The 13,883-nt window shown below is 61.8% G+C and carries 11 protein-coding genes; all 11 read left to right on the top strand.

The window, feature by feature from the left end:
• Positions 1 to 38: 38 nt before the first annotated feature.
• The 11 genes from ACP7B0_RS12760 (at position 39) to ACP7B0_RS12710 (ending at position 13,865) form a co-directional block, all read left to right on the top strand.
• Positions 39 to 398 carry a hypothetical protein gene (locus tag ACP7B0_RS12760; protein ID WP_426141741.1) on the top strand — a complete coding sequence of 120 codons (360 nt, stop codon included), beginning with the start codon at positions 39 to 41 and terminating at the stop codon, positions 396 to 398.
• A gap of 48 nt (positions 399 to 446) precedes the next feature.
• Positions 447 to 1,205: an amidohydrolase family protein gene (locus ACP7B0_RS12755; protein WP_426141740.1), complete on the top strand. Its 759-nt coding sequence runs from the start codon at positions 447 to 449 to the stop codon at positions 1,203 to 1,205.
• A 231-nt stretch (positions 1,206 to 1,436) separates the two neighbouring features.
• Entirely contained in the window at positions 1,437 to 2,396 is a 960-nt protein-coding gene (locus ACP7B0_RS12750; RefSeq protein WP_426141739.1) for an AAA family ATPase, read from the top strand.
• Positions 2,397 to 2,400: 4 nt separating this feature from the next.
• Positions 2,401 to 3,345: a DUF58 domain-containing protein gene (locus ACP7B0_RS12745; protein ID WP_426141738.1), complete on the top strand. Its 945-nt coding sequence runs from the start codon at positions 2,401 to 2,403 to the stop codon at positions 3,343 to 3,345.
• Positions 3,342 to 3,836: a DUF4381 domain-containing protein gene (locus ACP7B0_RS12740; protein WP_426141737.1), complete on the top strand. Its 495-nt coding sequence runs from the start codon at positions 3,342 to 3,344 to the stop codon at positions 3,834 to 3,836. The genes ACP7B0_RS12745 and ACP7B0_RS12740 overlap by 4 nt, the downstream gene beginning before the upstream one ends.
• Positions 3,829 to 4,899, top strand: a complete 1,071-nt coding sequence (locus tag ACP7B0_RS12735; RefSeq protein ID WP_426141736.1) for a vWA domain-containing protein — start codon at positions 3,829 to 3,831, stop codon at positions 4,897 to 4,899. The genes ACP7B0_RS12740 and ACP7B0_RS12735 overlap by 8 nt, the downstream gene beginning before the upstream one ends.
• Positions 4,896 to 6,632 carry a VWA domain-containing protein gene (locus tag ACP7B0_RS12730; protein ID WP_426141735.1) on the top strand — a complete coding sequence of 579 codons (1,737 nt, stop codon included), beginning with the start codon at positions 4,896 to 4,898 and terminating at the stop codon, positions 6,630 to 6,632. Before ACP7B0_RS12735 ends, ACP7B0_RS12730 begins: the two co-directional genes overlap by 4 nt.
• Positions 6,629 to 8,290, top strand: coding sequence for a BatD family protein (locus tag ACP7B0_RS12725; protein WP_426141734.1), 1,662 nt, complete (start codon positions 6,629 to 6,631; stop codon positions 8,288 to 8,290). The genes ACP7B0_RS12730 and ACP7B0_RS12725 overlap by 4 nt, the downstream gene beginning before the upstream one ends.
• 93 nt (positions 8,291 to 8,383) lie before the next feature.
• A complete protein-coding gene (locus tag ACP7B0_RS12720; RefSeq protein WP_426141733.1) occupies positions 8,384 to 9,628 on the top strand; it encodes an exonuclease SbcCD subunit D C-terminal domain-containing protein in 1,245 nt (414 codons plus the stop codon).
• Entirely contained in the window at positions 9,625 to 13,269 is a 3,645-nt protein-coding gene (locus ACP7B0_RS12715) for an AAA family ATPase (protein ID WP_426141732.1), read from the top strand. Before ACP7B0_RS12720 ends, ACP7B0_RS12715 begins: the two co-directional genes overlap by 4 nt.
• On the top strand, positions 13,266 to 13,865 hold the full coding sequence (locus ACP7B0_RS12710) for a glutathione S-transferase (protein ID WP_426141730.1): 600 nt from the start codon (positions 13,266 to 13,268) through the stop codon (positions 13,863 to 13,865). Before ACP7B0_RS12715 ends, ACP7B0_RS12710 begins: the two co-directional genes overlap by 4 nt.
• Positions 13,866 to 13,883: the final 18 nt, after the last annotated feature.

Here is a 13,883-nt window from a genome sequence, read left to right as displayed (position 1 = left end):
ACTTTCCCCTCGCCCGCCTTCACAACCAGGAAATGCCCATGCAAATCACTACTGCGAGCCTCATCGTCAACCCTTGCGATGACGAATATGACGATATGGCACTGCTCTGCTGCCACGGCGAAAACGGCGACCTGTTTTCCCTGACCCGTTTTCCCGATGAAAACGACGTCGAGATCACCCTCGGCGATGACACCACGCATACGGTTTCATCCCTCAAGGTGACGTTCAGTGCCCAACGCCTTCTGGTGGAAATCGATCCGGCCGATGGCGAGGCACTTGACGGTCATCACGCGTTCGATATCCGTCACGCCACCGCTGCCGAAGACCTGAGGGATGTGGAAGAAACGTTACAAATCATTCTCGAAAATGTCGGTACATATGTCAGCGAGATCGCCTGAGCCAATGTGAGTAAATAGGCCGCCCTCAGCACACGGACCGGAGCCGTCATGACCCAACCGATTTTCGACGCCCATTGCCATATCATCGATCCACGCTTCCCTCTCAAAGCCAATAACGGCTATATGCCCGAGCCTTTTCTGGTCGCGGACTATCAGGCGCTCACCGGGCCGCTGGGCGTGGTTGGCGGCGCCGTGGTCTCCGGATCGTTCCAGGGGTTCGATCAGGGCTATCTGCTAGAGGCGCTACGCCGGCTGGGTTCCGGGTTCGTCGGCGTGACCCAGGTGCCCGCCAACATCACCAATGCCGAACTGGAAACCCTGAACGGTTTCGGTGTACGCGCCTTGCGCTTCAACCTCAAGCGCGGCGGCTCGGAACAACTGGATCAGCTTGATGCGCTGGCCCGGCGGGTATTCGAACAGGTTGGCTGGCATACCGAGCTGTACGTGGATTCCAGTGAACTGCCAGAACTCGAACACCTGCTGCTGCAACTGCCAAAGGTGAGCATTGACCACCTGGGCCTGAGCCCGGAAGGCTTGCCCACCCTCCTGCGCCTTGCCGAACGCGGCGTTCATATCAAGGCCAGTGGGTTCGGACGGGTGGGTTTTCCGGTCTCCATTGTCCTCAAGGCCATCTTTGCCGCCAACCCCCAGGCGCTGATGTTCGGCACCGATCTACCCTCCACTCGCGCCCCGAGACCCTTTCGAACCAGCGATATCGACCTGATCAAGGAAACGCTTGGCGAGCGCGATGCACAGTTGGTGCTTTGGGAAAACGCCTCCACTTTTTATCGGGCGCGATTTGTGTAAAAGCCCAGCCAACCCCTTGAGGGGCGCCAACATATCCCCGCTTCACCCCTGTATTCCTACAGTCTTTCAACGCACTCCGTAGGACAATTCATAATCCTTTGTAGTCTTCTGCCCGTAATACTCGAAAAAACCCCGGAGCCGTTAGTCGGAACCCCCCACTATGGATTAAAGTAACGCCCCCAGCTTCGGTGTCACCTGACACTGCTGATTACCTGCCAGGAACAGTCATCGATGGAACATCGTGAAGCGCTGATTGCGCTGCGAACCTTTCTTTCTACGCAGATTCTCGGCCAGGAAAAACTGATCGAACGTTTGCTGATTGCCCTGCTTGCAGACGGCCACATGCTGGTGGAAGGTGCGCCGGGCCTGGCCAAGACCAAAGCGATCAAGGAACTGGCCGAAGGCATCGAAGCACAATTCCATCGCATTCAGTTCACTCCCGACCTGCTGCCTGCCGACATTACCGGCACCGAAATCTATCGCCCGGAAACCGGCAGCTTCGTCTTTCAGCAGGGGCCGATCTTCCACAATCTGGTGCTGGCCGACGAAATCAACCGAGCTCCGGCCAAGGTCCAGTCGGCCTTGCTTGAAGCCATGGCCGAACGCCAAGTCAGCGTCGGGCGCAGCACCTACGAATTGTCCCCGCTGTTTCTGGTCATGGCGACCCAGAACCCCATCGAACAGGAAGGCACCTACCCGCTGCCGGAAGCACAGCTCGACCGGTTCCTGATGCACGTCAAGATCGGTTTCCCGGACGCTGCAGTCGAGCGCAAGATTCTGCAACAGGCTCGCGGCGAAGCGCTCAACGGAGAAACCAAGCCCGAGCGCCGAGTCAGCCAGCAAGCCATTTTTGCCGCCCGCAAGGAAATTCTCGGCCTGTACATGGCCGACGCGGTGGAGGAATACCTGGTGCAACTGGTCATGGCCACGCGCACGCCGGGCAAATTCGATCCGGAAATGGCCGAGTGGATTTCCTATGGCGCAAGCCCTCGGGGCTCCATCGCGCTGGATCGTTGCGCCCGGGCTCACGCCTGGCTGGCCGGCCGTGACTTCGTCAGCCCTGAAGACATCCAGGCGGTGCTGTTCGACGTCCTTCGCCACCGAATCATCCTGTCGTTCGAAGCAGAAGCGGCGGGTATCGACCAGGACCGCGTCATCCAGCGCATCCTCGACGTCGTGGCTGTCGCGTGACGTCATGCAACCCTATCTGATCCCGCAACCGGGTATTCGCGTCAGCCTCGCCGAACTGATCGAAATGCGTCATCGCGTCCGGGAAGTCCAGCTGTTTTCAACCCCGAGCCGACGCAGCCCGCTGATTGGCCTGCACCATTCCAAGCTGCGCGGCCGTGGCGTGGATTTCGATCAGGTGCGTGTCTACCAGACGGGCGACGATGTGCGCAGCATTGACTGGCGTGTGACGGCTCGAACCCAGGAGCCACACACCAAACTCTTCCATGAGGAACGCGAGCGACCGATCTTCATCCTGGTAGAGCAAAGCCGCCGGCTGTTCTTCGGCTCCGGCCTGATGTTCAAATCCGTGTTGGCCGCCCAGGCGGCGGCGCTGATCGGTTGGGCGGCACTGATCCACAATGACCGGGTGGGCGGACTGGTGTTTGGCGACAACGAGCACTACGAAATCAAACCCCGGCGCAGCAAGCAAAGCCTGTTGCAGTTGCTGAACCGTCTGGTGCGGGTCAACCAATCGCTGCACACCGAAATAGCTGCCGACCGCGACGCTTTCGGCATCGCCCTGCGTCGGGCCCGGGAGGTCTTGCGCCCGGGCAGTCTGGTGGTCGTGCTGTGCGATGAACGAGCGCTCTCGGACGCCGCCGAACAGCAACTGAGCTTGCTGGCCAGGCATTGTGACCTGTTGTTGCTGCCCTTGTCGGACCCGCTGGATCATGCCCTTCCCGCTGCGGGTCTGCTGCGCTTTGCCGAGCGTGGCGCCCAACTGGAACTGGACACCCTTGACCCACAACTGCGCCAGAGCTATCGCGCCCAGGGCGAAGAACGCGCAGCGCGCTGGGAACTGCTGGCACAGAAACTCCGGGTGTTGTTGATGCCCCTGAGCACGCAACGAGAGATGGTCGAACAACTGCGCGAATACCTGAACGCCCAGCGCCCGGTAAAGCAGAAATGAACCCCCTGGATCAACTTCAACCGCTGATAGCGCCGCCCGCCATTGGTTTCTGGCCCCCTGCGCCGGGCTGGTGGTTTCTGCTGTTGTTGATCCCGCTGGCGGGATGGGGGCTTTGGCGGGTGCGTCACGTGATCCCTGTCAAAGCCCGAGCCCGTCGCGCCGAGCAGCCACTGGACCCGCTCCGGGCTGCCGCGCTGATTGAATTCGCGCAAATGCCCAAACCCTACGACGGCGCCCCGGCCGGCGCCTGGTTGCAGCAGATCAATGGTCTGCTCAAGCGTCTGTGCCGCAACCATTACCCGTACAGCCAAAGTCATACGCTGAACGGCCGCAAATGGCTGGCCTTTCTCGACAACCGCTGCCCCGCCGCTGGCCTGACGCGCTGGATGGTGCTGGTGGAAGGCGCTTACAAACCCGAATGCAAACTGGACGACAAGGCCATCGCCGGTTTGACCCAGGCGGTAGAAACCTGGATTCGCAAACATGTTTGAATTCGCCTGGCCGTGGGTCTTCGCCCTGCTGCCCTTGCCTTGGGTGATGCGAATCGTGCTGCCCGCCGCCGACAGCGGCGAGGCCGCCCTGAAAGTCAGTTTTCTCAGCGACCTGGAAGGCTTGGCGGGTCGTCGCGCCAAGGCCAATCTGCCCGCCTGGCGTCAACAGCTGCCATTTGTTCTGTTATGGCTGTTGCTACTGACTGCCGCCGCACGTCCGCAATGGGTGGGCGATCCTCTGCCCGTCGCTTCCAGCGGCAGGGATTTGCTGGTGGCCGTGGATGTGTCCGGGTCCATGGACTTCCCCGACATGCAATGGAAGGCTGATGAAGTCAGCCGGCTGGTACTGGTCCAGCACCTGATGGGGGACTTTCTCGAAAGTCGCAAGGGGGATCGCGTCGGGTTGATCCTGTTCGGGAGCCAAGCCTTCGTTCAGGCGCCATTGACCTTCGACCGCCACACCGTGCGCGTCTGGCTGGATGAAGCGCGTATCGGCATCGCTGGCAAAAACACCGCCATTGGCGACGCAATCGGCCTGGCCATCAAGCGCTTGCGGTCGCGCCCCGCCCAAAGCCGAGTCCTGGTGCTGATCACCGATGGCGCCAATAACGGCGGGCAGATCGACCCGATTACCGCGGCTCGTCTCGCCGCCGAAGAAGGCGTCAAGATCTACCCCATCGGCATCGGTGCCGACCCTGAAAAAGCAGGTTCGCTGGGCATGATCGGACTCAATCCCAGCCTGGATCTGGATGAACCCACCCTCAAGCAGATTGCTCAGATCAGCGGCGGCCAGTATTTCCGCGCCCGCGACGGCGGCCAGCTGGAAGATATCCGCGAAAGTCTCGACGCGCTGGAACCGGTCGCCCAGCAACCCACCCAGGCGCGGCCTGCGATGGTGCTTTATCAGTGGCCCCTGGCCTGTGCCCTGTTGTTGAGTCTGATCCTGGTGGTGCTTGAGCGCTGGCCGAACAATCCGCTGCGCCGCCTGCTCAGCCGCCAACGCTTTGCGCGGGACGGTCAACGCTGGCGTGAACGAATCAAGCAGTTGCGGAGGCGCTCATGATCAGCCTCTGGCCCCACTGGTTCCGACCCTGGTGGCTGCTTTTGTTGCCGCTGCTGGCCTGGCTGCTTTGGCAACTCTGGCATCGTCAGAAACGCGCCGGGCGCTGGCAGATGATTCTGCCGGCGGCGTTCCATGGCGTGCTGCTCAATGGCGGCAAAGGGCGAGACAACAAAACCCCGTGGGTTTTCCTCGGTGTGGCATGGGCTCTGGCCCTGATCGCCTTGCTGGGCCCTGGCTGGCAGCGCGTGGAGCAACTGAGTCAGAGACCCGTCGACCCGCTGGTCATACTGCTGGAAGTGACCCCGGAGATGCTCGCCACCGACAGCCCGCCCACACGACTGGAGCAAGCCAGACGCAAGCTGCAGGATTTGCTGCAGGCGCGCAGCGATTCGCAAACCGCCATCATTGTTTACGCAGGCAGTGCCCATACGCTGGTGCCGTTGTCGGACGACATGACCACCATCCGCAACCTGCTGGATGCGGTCAAACCGTCAATCATGCCAAAAGCCGGTCACCGCGCAGATCTGGCCCTGCGTCAGGCTTTAGACCTGCTCAAACAAGCCGCTCTGGGCCGGGGCCGAATCCTGCTGATCGGCTCATCCCTGAGCGATCAGGAGCGCCAGGGTATTCGCCAGACGTTGATCGGCCAGAGCCCGCCCCTGCTGATGCTGGGGGTCGGAACAGCCGAAGGCGCCCCGGTGCTTCAGGAAAAAGGCGGGCTGCTCAAGGACAGCCAGGGCGCTATTTTGTTGCCGCGTCTGGACAGCGCCAGCCTGACGGAATTCATCGGCGAACTGGGCGGCGAATACCGGCAGGTGCGCATGGATGACGACGACCTGCAGGAACTGGGGCTGCTCGACGGACCCAAAATCCTGAGCAGCGATGGAGAACTGATCCAGCTCGACACCTGGGCCGACCAAGGACATTGGTTTCTGCTGCCGCTGCTGGTGCTGGCCGCCTGCGCCGGCCGTCGCGGTTGGTTGCTGTGCCTGCCGCTGCTCATGATGCTGCCCCAGAACAGCTACGCGTTCGACTTTCAGGACTTGTGGCTACGGCCGGACCAGCAAGGCCAGCAATTGCTGGAGCACCATCGGCCTGCCGAAGCGGCCAGACGTTTCCACGACCCTCAATGGAAAGGCATCGCGCTCTATGCCGCGGGGGATTATGCCAGCGCCGCTCAGCGTTTCGCCGAGGGCAACAGCGCTGCCGACCACTACAATCGTGGCAATGCACTGGCCCGCAGCGGCGAACTGGAGGCGGCGATGGATGCCTACGAACAGGCGCTGGAACGCCAACCGGACCTGCAAGCCGCACTGAAAAACAAGGCGCTGGTGGCGAAGATTATCGAACAGAACAAGCAACCGCAGGCGGCTTCCCCCACTGAAACCAAGCCCAGCGATGGCGACGATGACGGCGACAATGCCCAGAGCCAGACGAGCCCATCGCAGCAGGCCAAGAACAACGACACAGACCCGGAACCCACCGAGCCCGGCGAAGAGAACAGCCCAGGCACCGAACCCCCGCCGCGCAACGGCGGCAATCCCGCGCCGGGTTCGCCGCTGGACGATAACGAAACGACAACACCGCCCATTCGCCAGGCCGACCGCCCGATTGATGGCGAACGGCGGCAAGCCCTGGAACAATGGCTGCGCCAGATCCCGGATGATCCTGGCGAGTTGCTGCGACGCAAATTCTGGTATCAACAGCAACAGCGGCAGGAAAAAAACCCATGAGTCGCGTGTACACCTTATTGATCAGCCTGATGCTCTGCCTGAGTGCCCTGCCCGGCCAGGCAGCGGAACTGGCCGCGAGCGTTGATCGGGCACGCCTCAACTCCGGAGAAACCGTCGAGCTGACCCTGGAAACCAGCGACGTCACCCAATTCGGCAAGCCTGATCTGAGCCCCCTGGAAAGCGACTTCGACGTGCGCGGCACGCGACAGGTCAATCGCCTCAATACCCTGGGCGGTGAAAACCAGGCCACCACCCGCTGGATCATCACCTTGCTGCCCAGGAAAACCGGGTCGGTGGAAATCCCGGCGCTGGAGCTGGGCGAACTCAAAAGCGAGCCGATCACCCTGCAGGTGATCCAGAGCGACGATCAGGATCAGCCCGGCAAACTGGCACCGGTTTTTCTCGACGCCAGTCTCGATCAGGACAGCGTCTATGTGCAGGCTCAAGCGGTGCTGACCCTGCGCATCTATCACTCGGTGTCACTGTTCGACGACAGCACCCTTGCGCCTCTTGATATCCCCGATGCCCGCATCGAAAAACTCGGCGAGTCACGGACCTACGAGAAACTCATCAAAGGCGTCCGACACGGCGTGATCGAGATGCGCTACGCCCTCTATCCGCAGCACAGCGGCACCCTGGTGATTGCGCCGCAAGTGTTCAGCGCCACGCTGGTCCAGCCAACGGCCGAAGCCTCCCGGAACAGTGAAGCGGTCAACCCGTTCGGCCCGCAGCCGGGCAAGGTCGTGCGGGTCAGCTCGGAGCCGATCCAACTGACGGTCAAGGCCCAGCCAGCGGACTATCCCGCCGATGCCCCCTGGATACCGGCCAGCAGCGTGAGTCTCACCGAAAGCTGGAGCCCGGAGCCAGGCCACAGCCAGGTGGGCGAGTCCCTGACGCGGATTCTGACCCTCAAGGTCGAGGGCCTTTCCAGCGCGCAATTGCCGCCCCTGCCCGCCACCGACGTCAGCAGTCTGCGGCGCTACCCGGACCAGCCCCAACTGGCGAATCTGGCCAGCGAGCGCGGCATCATCGGCACCCGTGAAGAACGCGAAGCCCTGGTGCCGAACCGGGCTGGCGCTATTGATTTGCCCGCGGTCGACATCGTGTGGTGGAACACCCGTGAGGACCATCTGGAACACACGGCACTGCCCGCCCGCACCTTACAGATCAGCAGCAACCCTAGCCTGGAAGTGGACACTCCGGTCAGCAACGACCTGGGCGGCGTCACGGTTATCGGCCCGCCCGTCTGGCCATGGCAGATGAGCACCCTGTTCTTTGCCTTTACCACCCTGATCGGGGTGATTTTCTGGTGGCGCGCCCGCTGGCAGCCCGCCGTGGCGCGTGTCGCCCAGGCCGGACCCAGCCCGCGAACGGTGCTGGACGATCTCAAGCGCGCCTGCCTGGCCAACGACCCGCACGGCACGCGTCAGGCTCTGGATGCCTGGGCACGCCAGCAACCGGAAACCCTGGCCGACATGGCTGCACGGTTCGTGCCTTTGTCCGACGCGCTCGATGGCCTCAATGGCGCGCTGTACAGTGAAACCGGTCAGTTGTGGCTGGGGGAAGACCTGTGGCGGGCGATCCGCACGTTGCCCGCCTCGGAACATATTCAGAATGCAGCGACCGACCAGAGCCTGCCGCCGCTGTATCCAAAGTAGAGGGTTTTGCGCGGGAGTTGAACGCTCGCCCCGACAGACGCGCCTCTGCGCGTCGCCAGCCCTCACGACACACATTCAGAATCGAGAAACCACATGCGACTGTTCCACACCTCCGACTGGCACCTTGGCCAGAACCTTCACGGCCAGGAGCGGGACTTTGAACACGCCAGTTTTCTGACCTGGCTGCTGGCCCGTCTGGCCGAGCGTCAGCCGGACGTGTTGCTGATTGCCGGGGACATTTTCGACACGGTCAACCCGCCCGTCAAAGCACAGGAGCAGTTGTACGATTTCATCGTCAATGCCCACGAGCAACAGCCGAAACTGACCATCGTCATGATCGCCGGCAACCACGACTCAGGGTCACGCATCGAACTGCCCGCCCCGCTCATGCGCCGCCTGCGCACGCACGCGCTGGGCCGGGTGCTGTGGCTCGACGATGGCACCCTGGACGTTGAGCGGCTGTTGCTGCCGCTGCCCGATGACGAAGGCAACATCGGTGCCTGGTGCCTGGCGCTGCCGTTCTTACGCCCGGCTGAAGTGACCGGCGCGGCCCTTGGCGACAACTACCTGCGAGGTATTGGCCGGGTCCATGAATTGCTGATCGAAGCCGCCAACCTCAAACGTCAGCCGGGGCAAGCCTTGATTGCCGTCAGCCACGCGCACATGGCTGGCGGCTCCGTCTCGGAAGACTCCGAGCGCAGCCTGATCATCGGTAACGCTGAAGCACTGCCCGCCAGCCTGTTTGGGCCAAGCATCACTTACGTGGCGCTCGGTCACCTGCACAAACCCCAGCGGGTCAACGGGGAAGACCGCATTCGCTACAGCGGATCGCCTATTCCGCTGTCATTTTCGGAAATCGGCTACGCCCATCAGATTCTGGAAATCACCTGCGAAGGCGACCAACTGCTCAGCGTCGAACCCCTGCTGATTCCCCGCGCCGTCAACCTGCAACGGGTCGGCCCTGCTCCCCTGGCTGAACTGCTGGTGCAGCTCAAGGACCTGCCGGACATCGACCTGTTGGCGGATATCGAGCGCCAACCCTGGCTGGAAGTCCGGGTACGCCTGGACGAGCCGCAACCGGACCTGCGCAACCAGATTGAAGGCGCACTGCAGGGTAAAGCCGTGCGCCTGGTACGCATCGCTGCTGAATATGTCGGCAAAGGCAGGGGCGACGGCAACGATGACGGCGAAGGCCTGATCGAACTGGATCAACTCAACCCGCTGGAGCTGTTCAGCCGCGCCTGGCAGGAAAACTACGGCAGCGAGGTGGATGAGCAAACCCTCAACGACTTCGCCACGCTGCTGCAGGAAGTGCAGCTGGAGAGCGAACAGCCATGAAAATTCTCGCCATCCGCCTGAAAAACCTTGCGTCACTGGCTGGCCCGTTTGAGCTGGACTTCACGGCCGAACCCTTGGCCAGCGCCGGTCTGTTCGCCATTACCGGCCCGACCGGTGCCGGTAAAAGCACCTTGCTCGATGCCTTGTGCCTGGCGTTGTTCGGTGCCATCCCGCGCCTGAGCAATATCGGCCAATCGAAAGTGCCGGAAATTGACGGTGAAATCAGCACCAACGACCCCCGCACGCTGTTGCGGCGCGGCACCGGCAGCGGCTTTGCCGAGGTGGATTTTGTCGGCATTGACGGCCGTCGCTATCGCGCCCGCTGGGAAACCAACCGCGCCCGGGACAACGCGTCCAAAAAACTCCAGGCCAGCCGCCAGACCCTGACCGATCTGGACAGCGAGCAAATCCTCAGCAGCCAGAACAAGACCGAGTACAAAACCCTGCTCGAAGCCCGCCTTGGGCTCAACTTCGAGCAATTCACCCGTGCCGTGATGCTGGCGCAAAGTGAATTCAGCGCCTTTCTGAAAGCTGACGACAGGGAGCGAAGTGAGCTGCTGGAAAAGCTCACCGACACGGCGATTTACAGCCAGTTGGGGCGGCGGGCGTTCAGCAAGAGCAAGGAGGCTGAAAAAGCCCACGACGATCTCAGGGCCTTGGCCACCGGCGTCACGCCCATGGAGCCCGAAGCCCGGGCCGAACTGGATCAGCGTTTTGAAGCGGCGCAGCACCTGCTCAAGACCCGGCAAAGCGAACTGCGCCAGCTTGAATTGCAACAGCAATGGCACACGGTTTTGCGCCAACTTCAGCAAGAACAGCAAAGCGCCGCCGAACAATTGCAACAGGCGCAATTGCACTGGGACAGTCAGGGCGACCAACGCCTGACTCTGGCCCGCCTGGAGCAACTGGCCCCGCAGCGCCATCAGTTCCTGCGTCAGACTGAACTGACGGCACAGCTAAACCCGCTGGCGGCCCAGATCCAGCAACAGCTCGGCCAACAGAGCGACCTGCAAACCCGCCAGGCCCAGCAGCAACAGGCGTGTGTTCAGGCGCAGGCCGCATCACTCAAGGCCCAACAGCAACACAGTGACGCTTCGCCCTTGCTGCGTCAGGCCTTCGACATTCAGAACAACGTCGCCCGTCTGACGGAGGAACTGCGCCAGGCCCATGAACTGAGGCAACACGCCGAACACAGCTGCACCCAAGGGCAAAGCACCTTGCACAGTTTGCTTGAGCAACAGGCCCAGGTCGCCGGGCGGCTGGAGCGGATCGCCGGACAGCTGGAGCAAAGCCAGGGCCTTGCCCCGCTGGGGGAAGCCTGGAATGCGTATCGTGATCGCCTGAAACAACTGATGCAGATCGGTGCGCGGCTCAAGCAGGGCCGGACCGAACTGCCACATCTGCAAGAACGTGCCGACGCTGCCAGACAGCGCGCAAGCGAACTGCGCGGCGAGCTGGATCTGCTGTATCGCGAAGCCGGCGCTGAAGCCGACGCAGTGGGCGAACAAATCCAGATTCTCGGCAGCCTCCTGCAAGACAATCGCAAACAGCAGCGCGCCTTCGAAGAACTGGCGCGGCTGTGGACCACCCAACAGGAACTGGACAGCCGCGCGCTGGAACTGACGGAAAAACAGCACCAGGTCCATCAACAGCGCGAACAACTCAATCGCGAAGGCCTGCAAGCAAAGAACGAACTGCACGTCGCGGAACAGACCTTGACCGTGACCCGACAGTTATTGGAACGCCAGCGCCTGGCTCGCGGCGCCAGCGTTGAAGAGCTGCGCCTGCAATTGCAGGATGACCAGCCGTGTCCGGTGTGCGGCAGCAGCGAGCACCCGTGGCATGAGCCGCAAGTCTTGCTGCAACGCTTGACCCGGCACGACGAAAACGAAGAAAGCAACGCGCAGAAGGCGGTGGACACGCTCAAGAAAAACCTCGATGAGTTGCGCATCACCGTCGGCGGGCTGATTGCCCAGCAGAAGGAATTCCTGCAGCAACAGGAGCAACTGGAGACTCGGCAGCACGCCCTGGCACCCGCCCTGCAAGCTCATCCACTGGGCAAACGGCTGCTGGAACAGGACCCGGCAAAGCGCGACACCTGGCTGAACCAGCAACTGGCACAACTGGGGCAAAACATCACTCGGGATGAAGAGCGCCAGAACGCCCTGCTCGCCCTGCAAAAAGATGCAGCGCGCCTGCAGCAGCAACTGTTGAGCGCCAACGAAGCCAGTCAGACCACCACGCAACAACTGGCTGACCAACAGCGGGCGCTGAACACCGACCAAACGCGTCTGGAGGAAGAACTCACCGCGTTCGCGCCGCTGTTGAGCGCCGAACACCTGGACGGCCTGCGCGATGACCCCGCCGCGACGGTCATGCAACTGGACCAGCAAGTGACTCAGCGGCTTGACCAACTGGAGCAACAACGCGACGAATTGCAGGACCAGCGTGAACGTCAGCAGAAAATCGAACTGGAGCAATCGCAACAGTTAACCCGCGCTCAGCACCTGGGCGAAGTACAACAGCGCTGCACCGCCCTGGGCGAACAGCAAACCGCCAGCCAACAGACGCTGACCCAATTGCTGGGTGAACACCCCAGTGCCGAGCACTGGCAGCACCAACTGGAGCGCGACCTTGAGCAGGCCCGACAGGCCGAGAGCGCAGCGAGTCAGGCGTTGCAGGACATCAATAGCCAGTTGATCCAGTTGGCCGCTGAACTTCAGGCACGCCAGGAACGTCTGCAAGGCTTGCAGCAGGAAGGCACCGAATTGACGGCACGGATCAGTCAATGGCGCAGCCGTCATACCGAACTCGATGACAGCGGCCTCCAACACTTGCTGAGCATTGACGACGAGCAAGTCAGTGAGCTGCGTCATCAATTGCAAGCCAGCGAAAAATCCGTGGAACAGGCCAAGGTGCTGTTGCAAGAGCGCGAGCAACGGCTGAACAATCACCAGACCCGGCAAATCGGCGACATCGAGGCCGAACACCTGGACCAGGCGTTGATTGAACTGCACAACCTGATCGCCGAGGGTGAACAGCAGTGCGCCGACTTGCGCGCACAACAGGCCGATGACCAACGCCGTCAGGACGCCAATCAGGCCCTGGCCCAACGCATCCGCGAGGCTTACGACGAGTGGCAACGCTGGGCACGGCTCAATGCATTGATCGGCTCAGCCACCGGCGACACCTTCCGCAAGATCGCTCAGGCCTACAACCTTGACCTGCTGGTGCATCACGCCAACACGCAGCTTAAACAACTGGTGCGTCGCTACCGGCTCAAACGTGGCGGCAGCATGTTGGGCCTGTTGGTAATGGACACCGAAATGGGCGACGAACTGCGCTCGGTGCATTCACTGTCCGGGGGCGAAACCTTTCTGGTTTCCCTCGCGCTAGCCTTGGGTCTGGCGTCCATGGCGTCCAGCACCCTGAAGATTGAATCCCTGTTCATCGACGAAGGCTTCGGCAGCCTTGACCCGCAATCCCTGCAACTGGCCATGGACGCACTGGATGGACTTCAGGCGCAGGGCCGCAAGGTCGGCGTCATCTCCCACGTTCAGGAAATGCACGAACGGATCCCCGTGCAGATTCAGGTCCGCCGCCAGGGCAATGGGTTGAGCACTGTCGAGGTAAGCAGTTGAAACCGGTTCTGTATTCCTTTCGCCGCTGCCCTTACGCCATGCGAGCGCGCATGGCCCTGCGCTATGCGGGCTGCGACGTGCACATTGAGGAAGTCAGCCTCAAAGCCAAACCCCCAGACATGCTGGAGCGATCCCCCAAAGGCACCGTACCGGTGTTGATTCTGGGCGACAGCGTGCTCGAACAGAGCCTGGACATCATGCACTGGGCGCTCGCCCAGAACGATCCGGACGACTGGTTAAAAATCACCGACGGCGATGCACGGCGTCAGATTCAGGCGCTCATCGAAGAAAACGATCACGTCTTCAAGACGCATCTGGACCGCTACAAATATTTCGTCCGCCACCCGGCACACTCCCAGGTGCACTACCGCCAGCAGGCTGAAGCGTTTCTGAAAAAACTGGAAGACCGCCTGCAACAAGGGGACTTTCTGGTGGGTGGTCATCTGACACTGGTGGATACCGCCCTGGCCCCGTTCATCAGGCAGTTCAGTGCGGTCGAACCTGAGTGGTTTGCCGACAGCCCTTATCCGAAACTGCGTGGCTGGTTGCAGCAGTTCATGGAGTCGGTGCTGTTCAAGGCGGTGATGGCCAAATAGATACCGCCGCTTCCCGAG

The sequence above is a fragment of the Pseudomonas sp. DWP3-1-2 genome (genome assembly GCF_049896285.1).
GTDB lineage: Bacteria > Pseudomonadota > Gammaproteobacteria > Pseudomonadales > Pseudomonadaceae > Aquipseudomonas.
This window is presented reverse-complemented; position numbering and strand designations above follow the sequence as displayed.